This window comes from Methanocalculus sp. MC3 (genome assembly GCF_054767395.1).
In genome coordinates, this window is record NZ_BAABMP010000001.1 from 228,923 (window position 1) to 254,417 (window position 25,495).

At 53.1% G+C, this 25,495-nt stretch carries 20 protein-coding genes; 11 read left to right on the forward strand and 9 right to left on the reverse strand.

Going from position 1 to position 25,495, the window contains the following annotated elements; all coding sequences use genetic code 11:
• Nucleotides 1-12 precede the first annotated feature (12 nt).
• The 3 genes from ACYUBO_RS01145 (at nt 13) to ACYUBO_RS01155 (ending at nt 7,851) form a co-directional block, all read left to right on the forward strand.
• The gene (locus ACYUBO_RS01145) at nt 13-1,176 is read left to right on the forward strand and encodes an FAD-dependent oxidoreductase (protein ID WP_300328612.1); all 1,164 of its coding nucleotides are present in this window, start codon (nt 13-15) and stop codon (nt 1,174-1,176) included.
• A 161-nt stretch (nt 1,177-1,337) separates the two neighbouring features.
• Nucleotides 1,338-2,684, forward strand: a complete 1,347-nt coding sequence (locus ACYUBO_RS01150) for a PAS domain S-box protein (protein WP_460371728.1) — start codon at nt 1,338-1,340, stop codon at nt 2,682-2,684.
• Between the two features lie 325 nt (nt 2,685-3,009).
• The gene (locus ACYUBO_RS01155; RefSeq protein ID WP_460371730.1) at nt 3,010-7,851 is read left to right on the forward strand and encodes a PAS domain S-box protein; all 4,842 of its coding nucleotides are present in this window, start codon (nt 3,010-3,012) and stop codon (nt 7,849-7,851) included.
• On the opposite strand, the gene ACYUBO_RS01160 is transcribed toward ACYUBO_RS01155, so the two are convergent.
• The 3 genes from ACYUBO_RS01160 to tfrA all read right to left on the reverse strand — a co-directional run bounded on the left by ACYUBO_RS01160 (nt 7,836) and on the right by tfrA (nt 13,242).
• Nucleotides 7,836-9,770, reverse strand: a complete 1,935-nt coding sequence (locus ACYUBO_RS01160) for a PAS domain-containing protein (protein WP_460371731.1) — start codon at nt 9,768-9,770, stop codon at nt 7,836-7,838. The genes ACYUBO_RS01155 and ACYUBO_RS01160 overlap by 16 nt on opposite strands.
• Before the next feature lie 386 nt (nt 9,771-10,156).
• Complete coding sequence (tfrB, locus tag ACYUBO_RS01165) at nt 10,157-11,617, reverse strand: fumarate reductase (CoM/CoB) subunit TfrB (protein WP_460371733.1); 1,461 nt, start codon at nt 11,615-11,617, stop codon at nt 10,157-10,159.
• The gene (gene tfrA, locus ACYUBO_RS01170) at nt 11,614-13,242 is read right to left on the reverse strand and encodes a fumarate reductase (CoM/CoB) subunit TfrA (RefSeq protein ID WP_460371735.1); all 1,629 of its coding nucleotides are present in this window, start codon (nt 13,240-13,242) and stop codon (nt 11,614-11,616) included. The genes tfrB and tfrA overlap by 4 nt, the downstream gene beginning before the upstream one ends.
• A gap of 62 nt (nt 13,243-13,304) precedes the next feature.
• Here tfrA and ACYUBO_RS01175 point away from each other — a divergent pair, with 62 nt between their 5' ends.
• The 5 genes from ACYUBO_RS01175 to ACYUBO_RS01195 all read left to right on the forward strand — a co-directional run bounded on the left by ACYUBO_RS01175 (nt 13,305) and on the right by ACYUBO_RS01195 (nt 18,004).
• Nucleotides 13,305-14,705 (forward strand): aspartate kinase, encoded by a 1,401-nt coding sequence (locus ACYUBO_RS01175; RefSeq protein ID WP_460371737.1) that lies wholly within the window; start codon nt 13,305-13,307, stop codon nt 14,703-14,705.
• On the forward strand, nt 14,698-15,690 hold the full coding sequence (gene purM / locus ACYUBO_RS01180) for a phosphoribosylformylglycinamidine cyclo-ligase (protein WP_460371739.1): 993 nt from the start codon (nt 14,698-14,700) through the stop codon (nt 15,688-15,690). The genes ACYUBO_RS01175 and purM overlap by 8 nt, the downstream gene beginning before the upstream one ends.
• A 47-nt stretch (nt 15,691-15,737) precedes the next feature.
• Nucleotides 15,738-16,496 carry an ADP-ribosyltransferase family protein gene (locus ACYUBO_RS01185; protein ID WP_460371740.1) on the forward strand — a complete coding sequence of 253 codons (759 nt, stop codon included), beginning with the start codon at nt 15,738-15,740 and terminating at the stop codon, nt 16,494-16,496.
• On the forward strand, nt 16,493-16,678 hold the full coding sequence (locus ACYUBO_RS01190; RefSeq protein WP_460371742.1) for a hypothetical protein: 186 nt from the start codon (nt 16,493-16,495) through the stop codon (nt 16,676-16,678). The genes ACYUBO_RS01185 and ACYUBO_RS01190 overlap by 4 nt, the downstream gene beginning before the upstream one ends.
• Before the next feature lie 102 nt (nt 16,679-16,780).
• The gene (locus ACYUBO_RS01195) at nt 16,781-18,004 is read left to right on the forward strand and encodes an NYN domain-containing protein (RefSeq protein WP_460371744.1); all 1,224 of its coding nucleotides are present in this window, start codon (nt 16,781-16,783) and stop codon (nt 18,002-18,004) included.
• A 37-nt stretch (nt 18,005-18,041) separates the two neighbouring features.
• Here the strand turns inward: ACYUBO_RS01195 and ACYUBO_RS01200 are convergent, their stop codons facing one another.
• The 6 genes from ACYUBO_RS01200 to ACYUBO_RS01225 all read right to left on the reverse strand — a co-directional run bounded on the left by ACYUBO_RS01200 (nt 18,042) and on the right by ACYUBO_RS01225 (nt 23,510).
• Nucleotides 18,042-19,088, reverse strand: a complete 1,047-nt coding sequence (locus ACYUBO_RS01200; RefSeq protein ID WP_460371746.1) for a PAS domain-containing sensor histidine kinase — start codon at nt 19,086-19,088, stop codon at nt 18,042-18,044.
• 97 nt (nt 19,089-19,185) lie between these two features.
• Nucleotides 19,186-20,763 carry a small ribosomal subunit Rsm22 family protein gene (locus tag ACYUBO_RS01205; protein ID WP_460371748.1) on the reverse strand — a complete coding sequence of 526 codons (1,578 nt, stop codon included), beginning with the start codon at nt 20,761-20,763 and terminating at the stop codon, nt 19,186-19,188.
• 84 nt (nt 20,764-20,847) lie between these two features.
• The gene (locus tag ACYUBO_RS01210; protein ID WP_460371749.1) at nt 20,848-22,065 is read right to left on the reverse strand and encodes a GntT/GntP/DsdX family permease; all 1,218 of its coding nucleotides are present in this window, start codon (nt 22,063-22,065) and stop codon (nt 20,848-20,850) included.
• 7 nt (nt 22,066-22,072) lie between these two features.
• Nucleotides 22,073-22,597, reverse strand: coding sequence for a ZPR1 zinc finger domain-containing protein (locus tag ACYUBO_RS01215; protein ID WP_460371751.1), 525 nt, complete (start codon nt 22,595-22,597; stop codon nt 22,073-22,075).
• Nucleotides 22,598-22,975 (reverse strand): cell division protein SepF, encoded by a 378-nt coding sequence (locus tag ACYUBO_RS01220; protein WP_300332377.1) that lies wholly within the window; start codon nt 22,973-22,975, stop codon nt 22,598-22,600. It lies immediately after the preceding gene.
• 37 nt (nt 22,976-23,012) lie between these two features.
• Nucleotides 23,013-23,510, reverse strand: coding sequence for an RNA-binding protein (locus tag ACYUBO_RS01225; RefSeq protein ID WP_460371753.1), 498 nt, complete (start codon nt 23,508-23,510; stop codon nt 23,013-23,015).
• 121 nt (nt 23,511-23,631) lie between these two features.
• Here ACYUBO_RS01225 and ACYUBO_RS01230 point away from each other — a divergent pair, with 121 nt between their 5' ends.
• Genes ACYUBO_RS01230 through purF form a run of 3 tightly spaced genes read left to right on the forward strand, consistent with a single transcriptional unit; the run spans nt 23,632 to nt 25,482 of the window.
• Nucleotides 23,632-23,859 carry an LSM domain-containing protein gene (locus ACYUBO_RS01230; RefSeq protein ID WP_255333528.1) on the forward strand — a complete coding sequence of 76 codons (228 nt, stop codon included), beginning with the start codon at nt 23,632-23,634 and terminating at the stop codon, nt 23,857-23,859.
• A gap of 15 nt (nt 23,860-23,874) precedes the next feature.
• Nucleotides 23,875-24,057, forward strand: a complete 183-nt coding sequence (locus tag ACYUBO_RS01235) for a 50S ribosomal protein L37e (RefSeq protein ID WP_292737367.1) — start codon at nt 23,875-23,877, stop codon at nt 24,055-24,057.
• A 12-nt stretch (nt 24,058-24,069) separates the two neighbouring features.
• On the forward strand, nt 24,070-25,482 hold the full coding sequence (purF, locus tag ACYUBO_RS01240; RefSeq protein ID WP_300332382.1) for an amidophosphoribosyltransferase: 1,413 nt from the start codon (nt 24,070-24,072) through the stop codon (nt 25,480-25,482).
• The last annotated feature ends 13 nt before the right edge of the window (nt 25,483-25,495 follow it).

Genomic DNA, 25,495 nt, shown 5'->3' on the forward strand with positions numbered 1-25,495 from the left:
TATCCACAAACCATGAGCGAGATCATCGTTTATTCAACGGAACGGTGTCCATACTGTGCGATGGTAAAGGCGTACCTGGGTAAGAAGGGTATTCTTTATACCGCCATTGATGTCGGGAACCCGGAGAATATTGAAGCGGCAAAAGAGATGATCCGGGTCTCCGGCCAGCGGGGGGTGCCGGTCACAGTCATTGATGGCGAGGTGATCATCGGCTTTGATACTGCTGCTTTCAATGAGATCTTCGGGGCAGAAGAAGGTGGCGGTCTCTATGACCTGATCATCATTGGTGCCGGGCCCGCCGGGCTGACGGCTGCCGTCTATGCGGCAAGGAAGATGATGAAGACCCTCGTCATCTCTGAGAATATCGGGGGGCAGTCGAATGAGAGCTGGGCTATTGAGAACTACATGGGGTACCTGATGATCACCGGCACCGATCTGATGGCGAAGTTCGAGGAGCAGGTCAGATCCCAGAGTGTCAATCTGGAACTGGATCGTGTCTCAACCCTCCATAAGCAGGACGATGGGATCTTTTCCCTCTCTACCGAATCGGGGATTGCCTATACTGCGAAAACTATCGTGATCGCCTCCGGAAAACACTCACGGATGCTCGGTGTCGAGGGGGAGAGCACGTATCTGGGGAAGGGGCTTTCTATCTGTTCCACCTGTGATGCCCCTCTCTACCGGGATAAGGCGGTAGCTATCGTTGGTGGTGGAAATTCGGCGGTGCAGACTGCTCTTGAGATGGGAAAGATCGCAACTGAGGTTCATCTGATCGTCCGGAGCAGCATCAAAGCTGATGCGGTCTTCGAGAGCCAGCTGGCTAATCTTTCGAACCTGACAATCCATACCGGTTTTGAGGTTGCCCGGATCGGCGGAGATAAGTTTGTCCGTTCAATTACTATCAGGAACAGATCGACAAATGATGAGGAGCGTATCATGGTTGAGGGGATATTCATTGAGATCGGGCTTATCCCAAATACCGGGTTCCTGAATGGATTCCTTCAGATGAATGAGCTGGGTGAGATCATCGTCGATCAGGACTGCCATACCAGTGTTGAGGGAGTCTATGCTGCCGGTGATGTCACCTCGATTCGAGGGAAACAGATTATTATTGCAGCAGGAGAAGGTGCAAAAGCGGCGCTTGAAGCACATGAATTTCTGATGAAACAGGGTTGATAGCGAATTGACACGCGATGATTATGTGATAGCTGACCGGGACTCCCTCATAGGTGTCGGGCTTTCTGATCTGATGGCTCTGGTATACATTCTTCTTTCCGGGGATACCCGGTTACGGAGACCGCCTCCTCACCGGATCACGTTGAAAATGGGGTTTTGGAGTGACTGATACTCCCGGATGGGTAATCCCATCCCTTCTGGTGAGCACAGTCTTCTGCATACTCGTAAGCTACCTCTCCTTTTCATCGGGTTTTTTCATCATCATCCAGAATCTTTATTATATTCCGATTATCATCGCCTGCATCTACTATGGCTGGCGTGGTCTGCTCTTCTCCATCATTCTCGCCTTCTCCTACCTTGCGATGTTTGCTTCATTTACCCTCGCTCATACACTTCTCCAGGAGGCAATAGTCAGGGTTGTTTTCTTCTCGCTTGTTGCGGGAGTCATTACGGTGCTCTCCTGGTTCAGGGAGAGAACCGAAGAACAACTCCGCGAGAGCGAAGATCGGTACCGGAATGTCATTGAGGATCAGACCGAGTTCATCTGTAGGTTCCTCCCGGATGGCACAACCGTCTTTGTGAATGAGGCATATTGCCGGTACTTCGGTCTTGTTCGTGATCAGATCCTTGGTACACGATTCAAACCGAAGATACATCCTGATGATAGGGAGAAGGTGGATCAGGCTTTTGCTTCTCTCACGCCGGAGAATCCTACGATCATGAGCACCCAGCGGATCATCCTGCCTGATGGCTCGATCTGCTGGCAGCGGTGGAGTGACCGGGCAATCTTTGATTGTGCCGGTACGATCATTGAGTACCAGTCGGTTGGCCGGGATATTACCGAACAGAAAGAGGCAGAAAAGGCGTTGCAGGAGAGTGAACTCTTCAACAGGACACTGATTGAGCACCTTCCTGATTATGTGATCCTCTATGATCCATATGGCCGGATACAGTACATTAACCCCTCCACTGCTGCTGCCCTTGGATATACTGTGGATGAGGTGATCGGCACCCATATCTATTCATTCATCACCGAAGAATGCCATACTCTGGTGCATCAAAAGGTTGTTGAACGGAGTGAGGGGGGGAATCCTCCTCCCTATGAGATCAGGATCAGAAATAAGAGTGGCATGGTATTAACGGTGCTTGTGCAGGGGGCATCGATCCAGTATAATGATTATCCCTCCACACTTCTTGTCCTGACGGATATCACCGAGCGGAAAGTTGCGGAAGTGCTGCGAAAAGAGGCTTTCTATCAGATCGAGGAGAATATGTATCGGTTATCGATCCTAAACGATCAGATCAGAAATCCGCTTGCCGTGATAACCGGGCTTGTTGATCTGGAGCCAGGTCCTCATGCAGGCCAGATACTTGAGCAGGTCAAAGAGATCAACCAGATCATTACGCTTCTCGATCAGGGGATGCTTGAATCAGAGTCGATCCGAGCATACATGAGAAAGCACGATCAGTTCTCTGAGCCGGATCTTCAAGACGACAGAGTCAGCTGATCAATAACTCTTCAGCGCAATTCATCCTCTCCTTTATTCCTCCTGAGATGGCGTATTCCATATCAATAATCTCAGAGATGGGGAAAAGTCATCCATACCTTTATGTAAGACGGAGAGTGTATCTTTCATCTGGACTGATACTGGTGGATGAGAGAGGCCGGGAGCCGGGCGCTTGCAGGAAGGGGAGAGAGGGCGACCAGACCGGGGGTCTATCCTTATATTGCTGGATCCATCCCTTTCAATTGCCAGACCTATGGCTGCCCCTCTCTTCTGAACATAGAAAGCAGATCAGAGAGATATCCCTTGATAGTGCCGTGGTGAGGATGTGACGAAAACTCCGCCTGCAGAGACTGCAAAAATGAAAGAGCATGACGCTCACCTCGAGAGCGAGCACCGGCTCTCCGATATCATCAACTTCCTCCCCGATGCCACCTTTGCGATCGATGAGAACGGGGTGGTGATCGCCTGGAACCATGCGATCGAGGAGATGACTGGTGTTCCTGCAGAGGAGATGATCGGGAAAGGCGACTATGCATATGCAGTCCCGTTCTATGGCAAACCACAGCCGATGCTGATCGATCTCGCCTTCAAGGATGATTCAGAAATTGGATCCCGGTATGATCTCCTGAAGGAGATGCCGGGTGCAATCGAAGCGGAGACACGGTATGCACGGCCGAAAGAAGAGGAGCGTACCCTCTGGGTACGGGTGTCGCCACTGTACAACCGGAACGGGGAGTATAGTGGTGCCATTGAGACGATCCGCGACATCACCAAACGGAATCGGTCTGACGCATTATTGAAGGTAAGTGAGATCCGTTACCGGCGGCTCTTTGAAGCTGCACAGGATGGGATCCTGATCCTTGATGATGATGGTGAGATCATCGATGCAAATCCGTTCATTCTGGATATGCTCGGGTATCGCCTCGATGAGCTCCTTGGAAGAACACTCCCCGAAATCGGACTCCTCCGGGACAAAAAACTCGCAGAAAAGGCTTTTCTTCGGCTGAAGGAAGAGGGGTATATCCGGTACGAAGACCTTCCGCTTGTGACAAAAGACGGGCGGCAGATGGCTGTTGAATTCATCAGTAACCGCTATTCGATCAATGCTCACTCTGTCATCCAGTGTAATATCAGGGATGTAACCGAACGTAAGCATATCGAGGCTGCCCTCCATTCGAGTGAATCTCTCCAGCGTCTTATTCTCACGGCGATGCCGGATATCCTGATCCGGTGCAATGCCGAGGGGAGGTATCTTGACATCCTGACACCTGAAGATGATCGCTTCATGCTCCCGAAGGAAGAGATCCTCGGGAAGACAATCACCGAGGTGACGTCTGAGGAGATCGGTGAGAGGGTTGTTCAGGCGATCGCTCTTGCCCTTGAGACCGGGGAGATGCAGACGATCGAATATGCTCTCTCTGTCCCGGCAGGACACCTCCATTTTGAGGCGCGTATCTCGCCATATGCAGCAGATGAGGTAATAGCACTCATCAGGGATATTACTGACCGGAAGGAGGCAGAGACTGCACTCCATGAGCGGATCAAGGAACTCTCCTGCCTTTACCGTATCTCTGCTGCAATTGAGCACCTTCATCTCACCGAAACAGAGGTGCTCAGGAAAATACCGGAGATCATCCCGGAAGGTTTCCAGCAGCCGGAGAAGACCAGTGTCCGGATCACAATCGATGATTCCACCTACTCGACTCCAGGTTTTACATTGACGAAATGGTCTCTTGTCCGTGAGATACCCATTCAGCAGCAGGCTGGCGGTACGATCACCGTCTGCTTCGATGATGAGTATGATCCCCTCACAGAAGAATCGGTCATGGTCAGGAGTATTGCAGAACAGATCGGCCGGTATATTGAGCGGATACGAGGGAATGAGATGCTTCAACAGAAGAATGAAGACCTCGCAACCGCTGAAGAAGAGCTTCGATCCCAGCTTGATGATCTGGTGGCAACCCAGCAGCAGCTCAGTGAGAGTGAAGAATATATCAGGACAGTACTTGACAATCTCCCGATAGGAGTTGCCGTGAACTCAGTTGATCCCGAGGTGAACTTTGAATATTTTAATAAGAACTTCTTATTGATCTACCGGACAACGGCAGATGCCCTCCAAAACCCGGATGCCTTCTGGGATGTCGTCTATTTGGATCCTGTATTCCGGAGCGAGCTGAGAGAACGGGTTCTCTCCGATATACAAAGTGGTGATCCGGCGCGAATGCGCTGGGAGAATATCCCGATCACCCGGGAAGGTGAAGAGACGACCTACATCAGTGCGATGAACATCCCGGTTCCGGGAAAAGATTTGGCGATCTCAACAGTCTGGGATGTAACGGATCGGGTGAAGGCGGAAGGGGAGATTAAACGCCGTCTGGCATTTGAGATGGTGATCTCCGATATCTCCTCGCGTTTTGTTACAGAATCTGATATTGATGTGGCAATTAACACAGCACTTGGTGATATCGGCGCATTCTGTGGAGCATCCCGCTCATATATTTTTCTTCTTGATTCTTCAGGGGATGAAATGAGCAATACGCATGAATGGTGTGCTGAAGGAGTTTCACCAATGATTGAGAAGCTCCAGAAGCAACCGACCAACCTCTTCCCCTGGTGGATGGAACAGCTGAGAATGGGTGAGAGCATCCATCTTCAATCCCTTGATGATCTGCCTCCTGAAGCGGCAGCTGAGAGGGAGATATTGGAGCTGCAGGGGATTGAATCATTGATCGTCCTACCTCTTCTCATTCGATCCACGCTGGCGGGTTTTATCGGTTTTGATAATGTTACAGAAATAAAAGACTGGACCGAGGAGGATGTTCATCTTCTCAGGCTCTCCTCTGAACTGATCGGATCTGCATTTGAACGAAAGGAGGCAGAAAAGCAGATTGCACTCCATATCAGGCGGGCCGAGGCGCTCCTTGCACTCCACGGGATGTCCGGTGCGAAAGAGCAGGAGCTGATGGATTATGCCCTTGATGCTGCCCTCCAGACGACCGACAGCCGTTATGCCTTCATCGGTACAATCAATGATGATGAGTCGGTGATGACCGTTCATGTGTGGTCTGAAGGTGTGATGGAGGAGTGCCGCGTCAGAGATACGCCCATTCAGTTCCCGATCGAGTCCGGGGGTGTCTGGGGTGAGTGTGTCAGAACCCGCACTCCTACCATCATCAATGACTATGCAGCTCCTCATCCTGCAAAACATGGATTGCCGGAAGGGCATCTTCCGATCTCCCGGTACCTGGGTGTTCCAATCCAGCATGGTTCCCGGATCGTCGCTATCATTGCTGTTGCCAATAAGGAGGATGATTACCTGGACGATGATGTCTCTGCACTGGTGACACTTGGGAATCTGATGGGCGAGCTGATCTTCCGGCAGCGTGCTGAGGCTGCTCTCCAGGAGAGCGAAGAGCGGTATCGATCCGTCTCCACCATCATCACGGATTTCGCCTATTCCTGTGTGAAGGAAGAGGGAGGTGACTACCAGATAGACTGGATGGCAGGTGCTACTGAGCAGATCACCGGGTATGGGATCGACGAGGTGATTGCTGAAGGGTGCTGGGGCTTCATGATCCATCCTGATGACTGGCAGATCTTTGAAGATTCGATCCTCTCACTTCCTGAAGGCGAGTCCTCGGAATGCGATCTCAGGATCATCAGAAAGGATGGTAACATCAGGTGGCTCTCTGCGGAAACCCGGTGTATCCATGATGAAACCGGCAGGAGCCGTATCTATGGCGGCTGCCGTGATATCACCGAGGAGAAGACTGCCCGCCTTGAGCTTGAGCAGAACCAGGCACGGCTTGAGCTTGCTATGGAGGCGGGTGGTATCGCCTGGTGGGAGATGGACTGCCTTACAGGAGAGGTCGCGTTCAGCCCACGGAAAGCAGAGATGCTCGGCTATTCTCCGGATCAGTTCTCCCATTATACCGACTTCACAGGACTCCTGCATCCTGACGACCATGAGATGGCGATGGAGGCGATGCGGGATCACCTGGAGGGGAGAGCAGAACGATATGAGGTTGAATATCGAATCCAGAGTAGCGAAGGTGCCTACCTCTGGTTCCGGGATACCGGAGCGGTAACAGAGCGGAATAAGGAAGGCGCTCCCCTGAAGGTGGTAGGGCTTGTTGTCAATGTCACTACAATGAAAGACGCTGTCGAGGCCCTGCGTGAGAGTGAAAAACGGTTCAAAACACTCTTTATGGGCTCCCCCGTTTCTATCATTATCCATGACAGGGATACCGGCGAGATCATAGATGCGAATCCCAAAGCCTGTGAAAGTTATGGTTGCTCTTCAGTTGAAGAACTAAAAGCACATGACTTCTGGCTGGACTCACCCTACTCTTTCGAAGATGCATTGAAATATATCCGGAAGGCCGCATCCGAAGGGCCGCAGGAATTTGAATGGCTCAACCGTTCTGTGAGTGGAGAATTCTTCAGGGAGCAGGTTCGTTTGTCGTCGGTGGTCATCAGTGGGGTGAAACGCATCCTTGCTACGTCTATTGATATCACCGAACGCAAAAAGGCGGAGATGGCCCTGCGGGAGAGCGAGGCCCTGCTCAGTACAGCCGGACGAATGGCACGTTTTGGTGGGTGGAGTATCAATCTCAATGAAAACAGGGTGATCTGGTCTGATGAGGTGGCGAGGATACATGGGATGGAGCCGGGCTATTCTCCCTCTGTTGATGAGGGGATCAGCTTCTATGCCCCTGAATGGAAAGAGAAGATAACACGTGTCTTTGGCGATTGCGTCCGAAATGGCAGTCCCTATGATGAGGAGATGGAGATCATCACCGCATCTGGAGAGCGGAGATGGGTGCGAGCCACCGGAGAAGCGATTATGAACGCATACGGCAGGATCATCGGGGTGCATGGAGCGTTTCAGGACATTACACAGAGAAAGGAGGCTGAGGAGGCATGGAAGAAGGCATATGCACAGATCGAGGATAATATGGTGCAGTTCTCGGTTCTGAATGACCAGATCAGAAACCCGCTCACAGTGATCATGGCACTTGCCGATCTTGAAGGAGGGGAGTCAGCGGAGAAGATCATCAAGCAGGTGAAGGCAATTGATCGGATCGTCACCCTCCTCGATCAGGGGGTGCTGGAATCAGAGTCGATTCGGAAGTTTATGAGGCGGCATGATCAGCTTTCAGGCTGATCCTGATCCTCTGTTCCCGTCTCATTTTTAATTGTCCGCCAGATGCCATCCGGGACCCTGATCTCAAACCGTGCCCCCTCTCCAAAGACTCCGTTCTCGGTGATGGAGATGCCGGTTATTGAGAGGATCTCACGTGAGAAGAAGAGCCCTAAACCGGTATTTTTGCCATAGCCCCTTCGAAAGATCTTCTCCTTCTTTTCATCCGGGATTCCGGGTCCGTCATCTTCCCAGGTGATCACCAGCAGATCATCCTGCTCCTCACACTGGATTTTTACCCCGGTTGCCCCCTCTGCATAGCGGATGGTATTCTCCATCAGGTTCGAGAAGACCTTCTCGATCATCGGATCAGCAAGCACCTCATACCTGCCACAGCTCTGCCGGATCGGGATCTGATCCCCTCCGATCTCCCCGATCATCTCCTTAATATCCAGCCAGGCCGGCTTTTCAGCACCAAGATTCTCATATATCCGGGTAAACTCAATCTGGCGCTGGATCATATCTGAAGCCCAATGGATCTTCTCCAGCATGGAAAGCAGCTTTTCATCACCATCTGCCTCTTTTTCAGCAAAGGAGAGGAAACCTTTCTGGACCATAATCTGGTTCAGGATATCGTGGCGGGTGATCCCTGAGAGGAGCTGGAGCTTTCTGTTCACGATCTCAAGTGCATCCTCTGCCTGCTTCCGGCTGGTGATATCAAAAATAAACCCATCAAGATACGTGATCCCGCTATCCTGAGAAAAAATCCGCCCCCGCTCCTGCACCCATCGCATGCCCCCGTCCCTGTGGATGATACGATACTGGATATCCCATGGCTCTCTGGCAGAGAGTGATCTGTTAATCGATTCCCGGACATCTCTCCTGTCATCGGGATGGATGATACTCTCGTATGTCCGGACGGAATTTCTGATGAAGTCGGTGTATGGATGCCCGCTGATCTCCTCGATCCGGCTATTCATGTAGATCATTGTCCAGTCTTCATCAGGCAGGCACCGGTAGATGACACCGGGAACATTTGCAACCAGGGAGCGGTACCGGTTCCTGCTCAGCTCAAGTGCCTCTTCAGCATCCTTTCGCTCGCTGATGTCCATAATCTGGACAAGGTATCCTGTTATGCCCTCCTCTGGATCCTGCATCGGGGTGATCAGCACATCCAGCCAGATTGTTCCACTCCGGCTGGTTCTATAGAGGCTGTTGGCTTTGACCTTCTCAAAATCAAAAAGAACCTGGTACCGAACGGATTCTCCTGCACGAAGCCGCTCTTTATCCTCTTCTCCGACATTCGGGTCATCAAAGAGAGAAAAACCCTGGATTTCCTCAACGATCTCGATCCCAAAGAGGTTCAGGCAGGCGGGATTGGCATGAGAGAGTATCCCCTCTGCTGTATAAAGCTCAATTCCAATCGGAGACTGATCATATATGGCATGATAGCTCCTCTCGCTCTTCCTGAGCTCGCTTTCTGCCCGCTTTCGCTCCTTCACCTCCCTGAGGGCCAGATCTCTCAATTCACGGGCTGAATGGATCTCACTATCCAGTTCGGTGACATCCTCAATAATGATCATCGCATGAAGAGGCTCACCATCTCCTCCCGGCTGTCCGATAATGGAGGTCTGCTGGATACGTGGTCTTCCGTCTGCTTTTTTGAATGGAAGAAAGGCTCCATGGAGTTGGGATGAAAAGATGGCGGGTGGTCCGCCCTCAAGCACCTGTTCAATCCGGATCCGGTATGCTGGCGAGGCGAGGCGGGGAAAAACCTCCAGCAGGTTTTTTTTGATCATCTCTTCTGCAGAAGAACCGCTCCATTCGGCAAGTGTCCTGTTCCAGACCAGGATCCTTTTCTCCCGGTCAATGACACAGATGCCGCCCGGCATCGCATCGGAGAACGCATAAAACTGATCGGAGATGGAGTTTTCTTTCCTCATTGAATGATCTCACCCGCGTATTCTCTTTGGTTCTCACGGCAGCTGTTAAGTGGTATCCCACAAGAGATACCCTTCATCTGATTGAGATGATCTCCCGGTATTTGAAAGTGATGAAAATCTGCACTTCTGCAATCTGTGTTCACCTCTTTATTTTCAGTGCCTTATATCCTTTCGCGGGAGATACAAATGTACTGGAATAGAAAAGGCAGAGGTATCACTATCAGTTTATCTCCTCTTCTCCCTGAACAATGGGAGTACACCTGAGAGTATACTACTCCGGAGTGTACAACCAAAAAAAGCAGAGAAAATAATTATCGAAAAAGGAAAATCAATCTTCTATACAGAAGAAGCTCTCTTTGATTCTCTCTCTCTCTCTCTCTCTCTCCTCAGCTCTTCTCCGCTTCAGAATCCTTCTTCCGGTATCCTTCCAGCAGGAGCGTCGCCAGGTTCTTCACCGGCTTGTCGGTCTGCTCCTGGATATGGAACTCGCAGAAGGGACAGATAGTAACGACGATATCAGCACCTGTTGCTGCAATTGCCTCTCCCCGGAGTTTTCCAAGGGCCGCTGCCTCTTCAGGCTGGCCGGATCGCACTCCTCCACCTGCCCCGCAGCACTGGGTCGGCATCGGGATATAGTTCTCTACAACCATCGAGAGGAAGTGGCGTGGGGGCTCGCTTATTCCTTGTCCCCTGAGCAGATGGCAGGGATCGTGGTAGGTCGCTGAGATCGGGAGTTTTGCCGGGGGCTCGATTCCGGCCTTCATCATCACCTCGGTTATATCCATCACGGTAAAGGGCGTCTCATAATCGTTCTTCAGGGTCGCCCCGCACCCGGCACACATCGTCATGACAATGTCAACCCCGCGTGATGTGAATGCCTCGATATTCCTCTTCTTCAGGTCCGGCAGAATTGTTGTCTGCCCGGTCCTGATCAAGGGAGATCCGCAGCAGACCTGTTCATGAGGGATGATCACCCGGATACCGTTTCTCTTCATGACCTCCATTGCATCCAGTGCAGGCTGCGGCACACGCCCGTTGAACATACAGCCGACAAAGAACCCGATCGTCATCTTCACAGGACCGTCAGGCTCGATCACCTCGGGCACCTGTTCGAGGAAGGTTGCCTCTGTCCGCTCGACACTCCTGCCTGTCCGTTCAACGAGCTCGGCAACTGCCTGGTGGCGGGGGAGGGTGAGCCCGGCACGGTTAGCCCGTTCACGGAGCTTCTCGATCGCCTTTCCGGGAATCTTAATCTTCTTCGGGCAGACCTCGACACACCGGTGGCAGGTGGTGCAGGCAAAGAGCCCCCGTTCGATCGCCTCAGTAATCCGGTCTTTTGTATCGCGGGGGTCAAGTGCACATCGCATCTCCTGCCGCATCGCAGTCGGGCCGGCAAAATCAACCACTTTCAGGGCTGGGCATACGGAGACACAGCTTAAGCATTCGATACACTCACGGAGCGGCTTGATCAGCTCCACCTCTTCTTTCGAGAGGCCCTGCGGTGAATCCGAGGGGAGGATCGTCGCCAGCCGCTCCAGCACCGGTGCAATATCGGTTGCGAGATCCCGGATCACCGGGAGTTCAAGCGGGAGAACGATCATCCCGTCTGTTGCCTCTTCCATGCAGGCAAGGGTCGGGTTCCCGTTCACCCGAACCGCACATGAGCCACACTGCCCGGCACGGCAGCACGAGCGGTACAGGAGTGAGGGGTCATGGATTCGCCTGACCTCATCCAGTGCATCAAGCACCCGTGCACCATCATTGACCGAGACTTTGTAGGTCTGCTGGTGTGGTTCTGCATCTTTTGAGGGGTCAAACCTCTGGATGGTAAGTGTGATCTCTTTCATGCTATCCTCCTGTGCAGTTCAATTCCCCGGTATGATGGCAATATCCGGGTATGGCCATAGGGTGAATCTCCAACACTCCAACGGACAGCGCAATCAGTTCTGACATGGGCCCCCCGTGACTCCTGCCGCATCAGTGCGCCATCCAGGATCATCCCGGCAACAAGGAGCATATTCTGTGCGGTCCATGCGTCAAGGATCTCACGCCCCGATGATGCAGAGAGCGGCGAGGCTGCCAGATCCAGGATCGCCTCGCGGGTGGTGGTGAGGGCAGCGGCGGTCCGGTAGATCCCGGCACCATCCCACATTGCCCGTTTCATCCTTGCAACACAATCGGATGGCTTCATCTCACCCGCTCCGAATCTGGCGATCGTCTCTTCAACAGCTTTGATCTGTGCAGCATCGATCTTTCTCATCTGTTTTTCGGATCTCCCTGCCGCCTCTCCTGCCCGCCGCCCAAAGACCTGTGTCTCGGCAAGGGCATTGCCGCCGAGACGGTTGGCGCCATGGACGCCGCCAGCAACCTCTCCACAGGCAAAGAGGCCCGGAACGGTGGTTTCACAGCCCAATGTGATTTTTAGGCCGCCCATCATATGGTGTGCGGTTGGGGCGACTTCCATCGGCTCCTTCCGGATATCAATGCCGAAGGCGAGGTACTGTTCGAGCATCGAGGGGAGGCGCGCCTCGATCTCTTCCGGCGCAAGATGGGTGACATCAAGCCAGACTCCGCCTCTCTCTGTCCCTCTTCCTTCGAGCACCTCGGTTGCAATCGAGCGTGCCACCACATCCCTTGTTGAGAGCTCCATCCTCTCTGGATCATACCTGGACATGAACCGCTCACCATGGACATTCTTCAGGATGCCGCCTTCACCCCGCACCGCCTCGGTGATCAGTCTTCCCCGTGCATCATAGGGATGGACTGCGCCTGTTGGATGGAACTGCACCATCTCCATATCAATAAGTTCAGCCCCAGCCCGGTACCCGAGTGCATAGCCGTCCCCGGTTCCGGCAGTCGAGTTCGTGGTGATATCATAGATCTGCCCGGCACCGCCGGTTGCGAGCACCACTGCATCTGCTGTGATTGCTCCGATCTCGCCGTCCCGTGTCGAGGTGATCGCACCACAGACACGCCCCCCCTCCGTTGCGAGTTCAAGGGCGGTGATCTCGTTTCGTATAATCACGTCAGAAGCGCGGAGCCGATCAAGGAGTGTCATCACGATCTCATGCCCTGTCCGGTCCCCTGCATAACAGGTACGGGGAAACCGCTGGCCGCCGAAGGGACGCTGGGCGATCATGCAGCTCTCCTCTGCATCGAAGACGGCACCCATCCTGATGAGATCCGCCATCCGATCCGGCGCTTCATTCACGAGCACCTCTGCTAACGCCCTGTCATTTAAGTAGGCGCCGCCTTTGAGCGTATCCTCAAGATGGCCAACAATCGTGTCCGCTTCCTTCAGAACTGCGTTATAGCCGCCTTCCGCCATCACGGTGCAGCCGCCCTTCCCTGCGATCGTCTTTCCGATCAGGATCGTCTCTCCATACTGCGCTGCTTCAAGCGCCGCCCTGATTCCGGCACCTCCGCTTCCTATTACAAGAACGTGGCAATCCTCCGTCGTAATCACACCCATCGTATTATAATGATCTGCCGTGAAATAACTTAAAATACATCGTGGGGTTTGGTGAGCCAGAAATGAGGCTTGTTATGAAATTTGGCGGCACATCGGTTGGAGATGAGCAGGCTATCGCCCGCGTGGTCGATATCCTGAAGACCCACCGGGAGAGGGGAGATGAACTTGCGGTTGTAGTATCGGCGATGACCGGTGTAACAGATCAGCTCATCGCCACTGCTGAGGAGGTCGTCACCTCATCCGGGAACCCCCCGATCGAGCAACTGATTCATGCGCTTCGATCACGGCATATGAAGGCACTTGAGGTGGTTGCCCCTGACTCGCTTGAAGAGATCGGGGTGTACATCGATGATCGGCTTCTGAAGCTGAAGCATATCTTGACAGCCCTTCATACACTCAGGGAACTGACACCGAGATCACGGGATTATATTGTATCGTTTGGTGAGCGGCTCTCTGCCCCCGTCGTCTCGGCGGCACTGAACCAGGCGGGGATCCCCTCAACCGTGCTGGATGGGTGCGAGGCGGGGATCGTTACGAACTCCTGCCATGGGGGCGCGGTTGCCCTTCCTGAAAGCTATACCCGCATAAAGAGCCGTGTTCTGCCCCTCCTTCCGGACTGTGTTCCGGTGATCATGGGATATATGGGATGCAGCGAACAGGGGTATGTGACCACCCTCGGCAGGAGCGGTTCAGATTATACCGGATCGATCATCGGTGCCGGTATCAATGCGGATGAGATCTGGATCTGGACCGATGTCGATGGCGTGATGACGACTGATCCGCGGATGATCCCCGAAGCACGGGTGATACCCTCCATCTCGTTCCTCGAGATGATGGAGCTCTCCTATTTCGGTGCGAAGGTGCTCCACCCGAAATCGATTGAACCTGCGATGATGAGCGATATCATGGTCCGGGTGAAGAATACCTTCAATGCGTCTGCCGCAGGCACAGCCGTTGTCCAGACGGCACACCGTGAGAAACGTGTGGTGAAGGCGATCTCGATCATCCGGAAGGTGGCGCTTCTTACAATTGGTGGTGCGCAGATGGCTGGGCGTCCCGGTGTTGCAAGGGCAATCTTCTCGGCACTTGCAGAACGTGAGGTGAATGTGATGCTCATCTCACAAGGGTCGTCTGAGGCGAATATCACTCTCGTGATCGACGAGGATCACCTGATGAATGCGGTGGAGGGGCTCACCGAGATCCAGAAACGGGGATATGTCCGGGAGATCACCTTTGACAAGGATATCGTCGTCATCGCTGTCGTCGGTGCCGGGATGGCGGGCACCCCCGGCACAAGCGGGCGGATCTTCTCTGCCCTTGGAACAGCCGGGGTGAACGTGATGATGATCACACAAGGGTCATCTGAAGTGAATGTCTCGTTTGTCGTGAAGGAAGGGGATGGCCAGCGTGCCGTCAAGGTGCTCCATGATGAGTACCGCTTATCGGAGGCTTGTAATGAGTAATGCAACATACCGTGATGCCGGTGTCGATATCGATCTTGAAGCAGAAGCAGTAAAAGCGCTGATCGGATCGCTCTCGTTCCGCCGGAAGGGAGAGTTCGGGATGGCCGGGGATCTCGGCCATTTCGCAGGACTCATCGATTTTGGCCCCTATCTCCTTGCCCTCGCAACCGATGGTGTCGGGACCAAGATGCTGGTTGCCGATGCCCTCTCCGACTGGTCAACAGTCGGAATCGACTGTATTGCGATGAATGTGAACGATCTCTATGTGATGAACCTTGAACCGGTGGCATTTGTCGATTATATCGCCACCGACTCCCTTGATCCCTCGAAGATGAAGGAGATCGGATCCGGCCTGAACGAGGGTGCCCGGCAGGCGAATATGAATATCGTCGGAGGCGAGACTGCAACCCTCAAAGGGCTTGTGAATGGCCTCGATCTCGCAGGGACCTGTCTTGGGGTTCAGAAACGCGAGATGGTGATCACCGGATCAGCCGTTGCTCCCGGGGACCTGATCGTCGGCCTGCCGTCAAGTGGCGTCCATTCGAACGGTTTCTCGCTTGCCCGGAAGATCGCCCTTGAAAATGGCGGGTACGATGCGGTTCTCCCGGATGGCAGGACTGTTGGTGAAGCCCTCCTCACCCCGACCCGGATCTATGCAGAGGTGCTCTCCATCTGTCGTGCCTGCGAGGTGCATGGGATGTGCCATGTGACAGGTGGCGGTCTCCTGAACTTCCTCAGGGTCGCACCCTACGGCTTCAGTTTTGATGACCCGATGCCGGTTCCGGAGATCATCTCCTGGCTTGCTGAGAAGGGTAATGTCACTGAAGAAGAGCTCTACCGGACCTTCAATATGGGGATGGGTTATGCCTTTATCGTCCCGGAGGCGAGTGCCAAAACTATCCTGAAGATGGTTCCCGGCTCAGCCGTTGTCGGTCGTGTTGTTCCTGAGCGTGGCATCTGGCTGAAGGGAAAAGAGATCAGGTGAACCCTCCCTGAAATCCCTTTTATAGTATCAGCTGTGTATCTTCAGCTATGAAGGTACCTTCTCTTATCATTCTTCTTCTCCTGCTCGTCTCTGCTGCCGGATGTGCAGCATCTGCTCCGTCTGTCGATCTCCCTGCCACTCCGGCGGGCAGCTATCCCGTTCCCCCCGAATATATCCCCGAGGCGACGATCATCCTTGAGCAGCCCGCGGCACTTGTCAGTTCCCCTTATACGGATCGTGGTTTTTCTGCCGCCACCACCGCATCTATCTCCTGGTGGCTCTCGCCTGATTTCTATGAGAACACGAATCTTTACCGGAGATATCTCCGGTCAACAGAAGCGGAACAGTTGGCATATCCGGGAGAGCAGCAGATATTCTTTGGGTTCATAACTGAACATCTTGATCTGGCGATTACCGAATCGGATACCGATGAAGAGATCATCCTCTTCCGTGGCATCTCACCCGGTTTTGCAGAAACCGTCCTCTCGAATGCGGCATATGATGAGGCGGCATTTGCGTCTACTTCCTATGATCTCACCATCCCTCTCATCACCTACGGGAGCAGTGGGGATGACGGGTACAGTAATATCCTCCTGCTGAGCCGATCCACAGGAGATCATCTCCTCTACATTCATGAAGGTGAACGGGAGATCCTCCTGCCACGGGATCTCACCTGGCAGGTTGTTATGGTGACAGAGATAGGGGATCTCTCAATCGAATCCGATTTCCCCCTCTTCTCAAATGGTGAGATGCATGAATCGGTACAGCATGTCCGGCTCATCACCATCGTGGAGCGGGAATCATGATGAGGGAGGAACACGATCCCAAGGCCGATCCGAAGTACGAACAGCCTCAGAAGGCCCGGTCCCGTTTTGTCATAGAGGAGGGAGATGCCCGGATCACCGGTTGCCGTTCACCGGATGAGGCAGAGGTGAAGGAGGGGGAACGGCTCCTCTCGAAAGTGCTCAGGAGAAGAGAACTGATATGATCTCCTCTTCTGATTTATCTGCAGGGAACCCGCCATACTCCTTTTTCAAGTACCCCGTAAGAATAACAGGAAGGAAATACTGCGTTTTTTGGGATTGATATTATGGAAAAGGAACATGTTGTCGAAGAGGGGTCTCTCTTCTGTGCCATCTATCTTGATTACGAGAACCTCGCAGTCTCTGCCGGGCAGTCCTATCCTGCACTGGATACTCCCCTCTCACTCGGCCCGATCATCGATTATGCTGCATCGCTTGGGGATATCTGCATCAGGAAAGCCTATGCGGACTGGTCGGTGGGTGAGTGTGCGGCAGATGTGAAGAAGCTCGTCAAGTACGGGTTTGAGATGCGGCATCTCCCCCAGACGAGTGCCCGGGGAAAGAACGGTGCGGATATGGATATGGCCCTTGATGTCCTTGAGGATATGATCCTGCTTCCGCATATCGGCCTTTTTATCATCGGGTCCGGCGACACCGATTTCATTCCCCTGATCCGCAGGCTTCGTGCACGGGGAAAGATGGTCTATGTGATGGGTTTTGATAATTCTGTCGGGAGTGTTATCAAGGAGAACTGTACAAAGTTCCAGTCGCTTGACGAGCTCCTCGGCCTGAATGCCTCTTCCGGCATTGATCCCGCACTGGATGACGACCCGGCGCTTATCGAAGGCGACCGGATCGCAGCACGTGAACTTCTGATCCGGTTTGTGAAGACGAGAACCGATGAAGGTCCGGTGTTTCTCTCGGATCTGAAGAACCAGCTGATCAGGATCAATCCCGCCTTCTCAGAGAAGAAAATTGGATTCTCCTCATTCAAGAAATTCATCGAATCGCTCGAAGGTGATGTGGTGGAAGGGATCATCACCGACCGGAGAACCGGCCATCCCCTTGTCACCCTCCGCGATCTGGATGAGATTAATTCCGTCCATGTCGATGCAGATGAATGCCTGGCGACCTGTTTGACCTCCCGCCTCCGGTTCATCGGTGATCGGGCTGTCCGCACCCAGATCTTTGAGCAGATCCTTGCTCTCTTCAAGGACAAGCGGCCACGATCCATCCATGAGATCGCTGCTGCCATCCACCCGAAGATCGATCAGTCGGTCTCAAAAGCAACCTTAAACCGGGTCCTCTTCGGCCTTGGTGGTGAAGGACGTGTCTTCCGGTACTACCGGAAGGATCCTATGGTTCCGCCGATCGATTCGCCGCAGGTTTTAAACGAGTCTGTCAGGACTGTTGCCGATATAGAGGTGGTCTATCTCGCATCCGCCCGCGATGCTGTCAAGCGGATCTTCCCTGATATGGATGATACCGAGGTTGAACGGGTCGTCAGGTAATATCAGTAGTCCTTTTGGGAAAACCCGTAGCTCCACGTCAGACCCGGCGATACGATCCCTTCGGGATATGGATGGCGAAACGGGCCCCCTTGCCGGGGATACCCTCTTCAGTGATACTCATCCCGGTGATTGAGAGGATCTCGCGGGAGAGGAAGAGGCCAAACCCGGTATTGGTATAGTATCCTCTGACAAAGATCGCCTTCTTCTTATCTTCCGGGACCCCCGATCCATCATCTTCACAGAGAATGGCGATTCCGCCATCCTGGTTACGGCTCGAAAAGGCGATACGCGTGATCTCCCCGCCATGTCGGATTGCATTCTCGATTAAGTTGTAAAAGACCCTCTCGATGAGTGGATCGGCATAACATTCGATATCCTGAACCTGTACCTCTATGGATACTTCTGCATGGTTCAGCTGGGACGATGCGTTCTCCACAAGATCACGGATATTGAACCAGCCGGGCTTCGTGATCCCGACATTCTGGTAATCACGGGTGAACTCGATCTGCCGCTGGATTGTCTTTGCCTGGGTGAGCGATTTCTGAATAAACTCCTCTGTTGCCGGTGTTGCCTCTTCCATCGCAAAACCCAGGTATCCAAGGAGGGCTGTCACCGAGTTGAGGATATCATGGCGGGTGATGCTTGAGAGGAGGTTCAGTTTGGTATTGGCAAGGCGGATCGCCTCTTCTGCCTTCTTCCAGGGATCAAAGTTGATCACGATCCCGGTAAGGGTTGCCGGGCTCCCGTCAGGATTCCGCCTGGTAACCATCCCCCGGTCATAATACCAGAGGTAACCCCCATCTATCGTTTTTATCCTGTATTCGGCTTCATATAATGCTTTTTTTCCGGTGAGATGATCCCGCATGGCATCCATTGTCTTCTCATGATCATCGGGATGGATCAGATCGGTTATCTCATAGACGGTATTGGGAAAATCAGATGGGTCATACCCAAGCATCGTTGCTTTTTCAGGGCTGTAATCGACGTGGCCTGTTGCCACATCCCATATCCACCATGCAAGACTTCCTGCAGCAAGTGCAGTCTCGATCTGCCCTCTTCCCCCCTCTTCTTTCTCCATAACCATCTTTCTTCCTCGCTGATGCTACTGTATCTGGATCGGTATAGATAATTGATTCGCTAAAAAAGGTGATGGTGCAGTCGGCCTGTTCCGGATAATCCGTTCATCGCCGGGCAGTCTTCTTCCCTTTCGCCTTGGCGCTCTCTTCTTTTCTGCGCTTGACTGCCTTCTTTGTCTCCTGCCTTGCCTCCCGCACGGGAGCTGTCTCCCCCTCCGGCAGTTCTCCTTCGATCAGCTCAACCGAGGATTCTTTTGTCAGGAGCAGATGGTATGCATCGTATTTTTTATGGTGCCTGACAAGCACCCGGTTGAACCTGAGAACCGATCCATATGCTGCCTGACGGAGTGCCGCATTCTCTTCGGTTATATGGTAGGCGGGGAGTGCTGCATATGCCTCGCGTCTTCCGGTGCCGTCACAGATCCGGTAGAGGAAGGTGCCGGAATCGCCGATATTCTCTGAGATCTTTGATGCAATGATATTGATCTTCTTCTCTTCATGACGTGACAGCCGGGATATTCGTTCGGCTTTGGTGCCGGGTGGGACACGGTAGCCAATCTTTTTTCTTCCATCTCTTCTGTGGATCGCAAACGCAGTCTTGATATCGGTGTTATAGAATCGGAACGGCTCTTCCGTTGCTGCAACCGCGTTCATCAGCCGTGTCGGTGCCACCTCGGGTAGGGCGATAAAGCTCCAGCACCGCTCCACCTGGCAGGGCACACCCCGGATATCATTGCAGGGGGCATATATCGGAAGGCCACGTTCTTTCAGGCGGCGGGAGAGATCGCGGAGCGCGGTTGCGTTTGCGAGATCAGCGGGCTCGCAGATGAGGAGCGTCCCGTTCTCCCGGAGTCTCCCGGCAAGCCGCATAACGGTCTCTTCACGGATCATCGGATCATGAATCTCATTGAGTACATTGGCACAGACGATCAGGTCAAAGGGGCCTTCAGGGAGGGGTGACTCCGGGTTTGTAATATCGGTTGCCGATGGCGGAGGAGCCGTTACTCCTCTGTTCTTCTCTGAAATGGGTATTGCTATACTCTTATATGCCTCGATGAACTCGCCTGCCTGCTCTATCGCATGGATGGTTGCCCGGCATCCCGGCATATCGTTTAAGAGTGAGGCAAGGGCGAGTGTTACTGTTCCCGGACCGGATCCGACATCAAGGACTGCCATCCTCCGGGGAAGCAGGCCGTCATTCATCAGTTCCCGGAGGAGATGGCGCATCTGGATGTAATAGACCGGAAAATGGTAGGCGAGATAGGCGAAGATGCTGTATCCGGTTGTGTACCTGATGACCCGTTCATCCCCTTCCTTCCAGTAGGAATCTTTCTGGGCAATGATCGCCTCCCGTATCCGGTCAAGGGTGGCAGGATCGCTCCATGGCTTTCCGGTTTTTGCGGTGATGAACGATTCTATGGCAGTCTGAACGGGAGATTCAACCTTCCGTATTTCAGGCGTAGCCGGTGGCGGGCATGGATCTGCCTGCTTCCACCTGATGATCAGATCCAGACCTTCCTTCACCATCTCGCACCCGCTCTCTGGCAGGAGGGGGAGGATCTCACTGAGCATATGCTGGTGCCCTCGTGGATCGTTCGCTTCTGCAAAGAATGAGGTGAGTGAAAATACCGGCCGCTCTTCCGTCCAGCGGATGAATCTTCTCCTGTTTGTCTCGTCTGTCATCTGATCCTCCTGTACAATCGGATTGCAGGAGTGATGAAACCCACAGGTGGTGAATGGTGGGTATATCTGTTTCTGACTTGTGCATCAGATCAGGAGCAGGGCAACCCCGAAAACCACACACCCGGCAACAGCAAGCGGGATGGTGAATGTCTTCACCGTCTCCGCAACACTCTGGCATGCTGTTCTGTTCACGAGCCAGAAGAAGGGATCGCTTGCATAGCTGATCACCATCGTTCCGGCGGCGATCATCAGGAAGAGGGCAGATGCCGGGATCAGGTGAGGGATCGCAGTTCCCGCAATGATATCCGCGGTGATGACAGCAGTAACGAGCCGGGAGCCCTGTGCGGTCTGGATGAAGCATGCCAGGATGAATGGGATGATTGCAAGCGGGATCATTACTCCAAGGAGGTCAGCGACATCTGTAGGGAACGAACTGGCCGCGATCACCCCTCCGAGGGCACCGGCGCCACAGAGATCAAAGATGATCACACCTGCATGCTTTGTCCCCTCACCAACCGCCTCTCTACGCAGACTTCTCGCAATCAGGAGCACCGCAACTGCCGCTCCGGCAAGGAGAGCAACCGGAAGGATCACGTCTGCACCCACCCCGGGTATCATAAATCCGGTGACGATGATTCCGATCGGCACGATAAGGGGTGCCCAGGCAGCAGCTCTTCCCAAACCTCCGCCTGCTCCCTCCTGCGGCTCATCTATCCGTATGCTGCGCCCTAAAAGGAGAATCATCAGCAGAAGGAGGATCAGTGAGAGGGGAATTGTGATCCGGTTTAATCCGGGATCCGTTGAGAAGACCTGCATGAGAGTTGTCATCACAGGTGCCGGTGCGATCAGGACAAAGGAGAGCACCGATCCGCATGCGACGAGGGAGAGGAGTACCCCTGTCCTCTTCGGATCAGCTGATCTGCCTTTCATCAGTGGTGCAAGGACAAGAAAAGGGGTGATCGCGCACATAAAGGGGACTGCAAGGAGCCATCCGGCAAGCCCGGCATGCATCGCAGGGCGTCGTGATATCGCGGCCAGATCTGCTTGTATCTTCTCTATCCCACCCCCTTTCACCAATGAAAAGGCGATGATCGAGCCGCCCCAGACTGCGACGCCGAGGATGGCAAAGATCCGTCCGGCACCTGCACTTGCGGCATTGATGACGGTCTCAAGAGGAAGTCCTGCAAGCAACCCAAATCCAATGGCTGCACTGAAGAGAACAGGAAACGGAGGGATTCGAAAATATGCTGTCGCTATTGTGATAGCAAGGATACAGATGAGAAAAGCGGAGAGGGTCTCCACCTATTTTTCACTCCTCTTCGGGGACAAATGATGCAATTCTTGCCGCATCAGATATAATTGCACTGTTCCCTGAAGGATCCTCGATGATCAGGGTGAACGGTATCTCTCCTTCTTTTGCATTTGCGAGGGTTTCAAGCCCCTCAAGTGCGGCCCGCCGTTCCTCATCGTCTGCTGAAAGAAGGGTGGTTCTGATCGCGTCCTCGACACGTGCCAGTACTCCCTCGACATTCGAGACAAACCCGAGGCATGCGGGTCCCGGGTTGATAGATATGCCAAGTTCTGGTATCTCGATTCTTGCAGAGGTTGACCTGGCGACACGGACAGAGAGATCGTCTGCTGTTCTGACATCAAACTCATATCGTACCGGACCGCGATCAGTGAGGATCAACGTATCCGTAAGACGAAAGCCGCACGCCTCACAGAGACCACACATCAGGAGAATATCGGAGAAGAAGGGGATATTCTCGGTCTGATAAATATATTCTATCTCTTCTCCACAGAGCGGGCAGGGGCCGGAGAGGGCCTGTTTCACCTAGTTGCCTCCACCGATCTTCTCCCGTGATATCTTCACCGATGTTGGCGTGATGACGACATAGCGCTGGTCGCCAATGCCGATGATATCGCCGTTCACGTCCCGTGCGACATCCTTTAAGTCCTTCATCACCCGCTCAAAGGTGATCTTGTCGAGCTTGAGCTTCTGGATGTCAATGATCACAATGTTGTTGTTGTACACCTCGTCTTTGACTCGTGGTGTATCCTTGAGGTCGTTAATTGTTGCAATCTTGACATACATCAGAGCAGGCTCCTCCCCTGCTGCTGCATCCTCATATGCAGCGAGGTCGAGGTCCATGTACTCCTCTTCCTTAGGGGTGGCACCCTTTCCGCCAATGATGGAATCAAGAAATCCCATGTAGAATCCTTTCTATTGGTAGTTATTAATTCTATCCTTATATCTCCAGGTTCCAGATCGCGTCGCCCACATAGTGGATATTCTTCGCAATCTTCCCCTTCTCCATTGCGCGAATCTCGTCAGCGTCATAGAGTGCTATGACAACTGCAAGCGGTTTTCCATGGCGTTCCTCAACGATAAGCGCTGGTTCTCCCTTCCTGATGTCATTTGTCACTGAAATGACACCGGGGCGCATCACATCAGCCCCGTTTACCATGAACGAAACGGCTCCTGAATCAACAGTGATGCGGCGGGCAGTGAATGGCCGGAGATGCGCACCCCTCAATGTTGGAAATGCCCAGTTTTCACGGGAGATCAGGAGCGGTTTTTTATCGATTAGGAAAATGGAGAGATCTGCATCGGTCTCGGCACGTTCGATGGATGTGGTGTCAAAGAGTGATGCCTCTTCTCCAAGAGCTCTTTCGATCATCTGTTTGATCCCGGCAACCTGGCTCTTTTTAATTGCATGCCGCTTTCGAATCGTGATATCAGCCATGATGGATTCTCCTGTACTATCCACTCCCAGGGAACTAAAGGATTTCCAATGGGTGCGCTATCTTTAAGTCGAACCGGGGCGCATATATGGTTACTCTCCAGGGAGATGCAAAGGGATTTTTATGACCAAACGACCGCTTGATATTCTGGAACAGGTCTTAAACAGGGAACCGGTGTTCATCTCGCTGAAAGGCGGACGAGAAATCCGTGGAATACTTCAGGGATATGATGTTCATATGAACCTCGTTCTTGATCGTGCAGAAGAAGAGACGGAAGATGGCGTTGTCAAACTGGGAACGCTGATCGTCCGTGGTGACAATGTGATCTATATATCCCCTTCAATCGAATAATAAAGGTGATTTACCATGTCGAAAGGAACTCCATCGAAGGGTCTGCGCAACAAGCATTCCCATATTGTATGCAGGCGTTGTGGCCGGAATTCGTACCATGCACGCCATAAGATTTGTTCAGCATGTGGATTCGGACGGAGCGCCCGGATGCGCTCGTATGCCTGGACCAGCAAGAAACCATTGAGAGCAACACATTAAGGCTCGTACATCATGTGCGGCATTGTCGGCATTGTTGACACAGGGGGGGTATCGTTTCCCCTGTATTATGCCCTCTATGCCCTTCAGCATCGAGGGCAGGAGAGTGCCGGAATCAGCACATTTGATGCCGGAACACTCTTTAAACATAAGTCTCAGGGTCTTCTCTCAGAGGTCTTCAACCGTGATATTCTTGAAGAGCTTCCCGGATCGGTTGGGATCGGGCATGTCAGGTATCCGACAACCGGTGAGAACCGCCCGGAAAATACCCAGCCATTGAACTTTTCTCTCAAGGGGCATCACTTCTCTATTGTTCATAACGGCAATCTCGTCAATAATAACGAGCTTGTTGCAGAATATGAAGAACACGGTCATATATTTGCTACAACAACGGATTCCGAGGTGATTGCTGCAATCATCGCGCGTGAACTGACGCTCTCCGGATCCATGGAGGATGCCGTTGTCCTCTGCATGAGGAAACTGGAGGGATCCTATTCTGTTATCACTCTGCTTGATGACACCCTCTTTGCGTTCCGTGATCCACTGGGTATCAAGCCGCTCTGTATCGGGAAGACCGATAACGGGTACATGGTTGCATCCGAGAGTGTTGCACTGGACGCTCTTGGCGCAATATTCATCCGTGATCTCCGGCCCGGCGAACTGATCAAAATTGATAAAGGTGGTATCTCGTGCCGCCAGATCACCAAAACCAATCATACTGCATTCTGCCTCTTTGAGTACATCTATTTTGCACGATCCGATTCTGTGATCGACGGTGTCCTCGTCTATGATGTCAGGAGAAAGATTGGCGAGATGCTCCATCAGGAAGCGCCGGTTGACGCTGATATCATCTCGCCGGTACCAGATTCCGGGACTTCGCTTGCGGTTGGATACTCTGAGGCATCCGGCATTCCATTCAAGGAAGGTCTGATAAAGAACCGTTATATCGGGCGGACCTTCATTATGCCAACCCAGAAGCTGCGCGAGAATGCGGTGCGCATGAAACTGAACCCGGTACGTGGGCATATCAAAGGAAAATCGGTTGTGCTTGTCGATGATTCGATTGTCCGTGGCACAACGTCCCGGAGGATCATCGAACTGGTTCGGGAATTTGGTGCCCGCGAGGTTCATTTCAGGGTGGGCTCACCGCCTGTTGCCGCCCCCTGTTACCTGGGTGTCGATCTGCCGACGCGGAAGGAGCTGATCGCACATAACCGGGCAACTGATGAGGTCTGTTCCTGTATCTCCGCAGACTCGCTCCATCATATCTCGCTTGAGGCGCTGATTGCGGCAACAGGAATCGATGTGTCAGATTTCTGTACAGGATGCCTCACAGGATGTTATCCTGTCGCCATTCCTCACGAAAAATCAGAATGCCGCCATGTGGACTTTATCCATGGGTCGTATCAGACACGGCTCGATTTCTGATCTTTTTTTTTAG

Coding starts and splice junctions, on each gene's coding strand:
- ACYUBO_RS01145 (WP_300328612.1), top strand. CDS start 13: ATGAGCGAGATCATCGTTTATTCAACGGAACGGTGTCCATACTGTGCG.
- ACYUBO_RS01160 (WP_460371731.1), bottom strand. CDS start 9,770: ATGAGGAAAGAAAACTCCATCTCCGATCAGTTTTATGCGTTCTCCGAT.
- tfrB (WP_460371733.1), bottom strand. CDS start 11,617: ATGAAAGAGATCACACTTACCATCCAGAGGTTTGACCCCTCAAAAGAT.
- tfrA (WP_460371735.1), bottom strand. CDS start 13,242: ATGGGTGTGATTACGACGGAGGATTGCCACGTTCTTGTAATAGGAAGC.
- ACYUBO_RS01175 (WP_460371737.1), top strand. CDS start 13,305: ATGAGGCTTGTTATGAAATTTGGCGGCACATCGGTTGGAGATGAGCAG.
- purM (WP_460371739.1), top strand. CDS start 14,698: ATGAGTAATGCAACATACCGTGATGCCGGTGTCGATATCGATCTTGAA.
- ACYUBO_RS01185 (WP_460371740.1), top strand. CDS start 15,738: ATGAAGGTACCTTCTCTTATCATTCTTCTTCTCCTGCTCGTCTCTGCT.
- ACYUBO_RS01190 (WP_460371742.1), top strand. CDS start 16,493: ATGATGAGGGAGGAACACGATCCCAAGGCCGATCCGAAGTACGAACAG.
- ACYUBO_RS01195 (WP_460371744.1), top strand. CDS start 16,781: ATGGAAAAGGAACATGTTGTCGAAGAGGGGTCTCTCTTCTGTGCCATC.
- ACYUBO_RS01200 (WP_460371746.1), bottom strand. CDS start 19,088: ATGGTTATGGAGAAAGAAGAGGGGGGAAGAGGGCAGATCGAGACTGCA.
- ACYUBO_RS01205 (WP_460371748.1), bottom strand. CDS start 20,763: ATGACAGACGAGACAAACAGGAGAAGATTCATCCGCTGGACGGAAGAG.
- ACYUBO_RS01220 (WP_300332377.1), bottom strand. CDS start 22,975: ATGGGATTTCTTGATTCCATCATTGGCGGAAAGGGTGCCACCCCTAAG.
- ACYUBO_RS01225 (WP_460371753.1), bottom strand. CDS start 23,510: ATGGCTGATATCACGATTCGAAAGCGGCATGCAATTAAAAAGAGCCAG.
- ACYUBO_RS01230 (WP_255333528.1), top strand. CDS start 23,632: ATGACCAAACGACCGCTTGATATTCTGGAACAGGTCTTAAACAGGGAA.
- ACYUBO_RS01235 (WP_292737367.1), top strand. CDS start 23,875: ATGTCGAAAGGAACTCCATCGAAGGGTCTGCGCAACAAGCATTCCCAT.
- purF (WP_300332382.1), top strand. CDS start 24,070: ATGTGCGGCATTGTCGGCATTGTTGACACAGGGGGGGTATCGTTTCCC.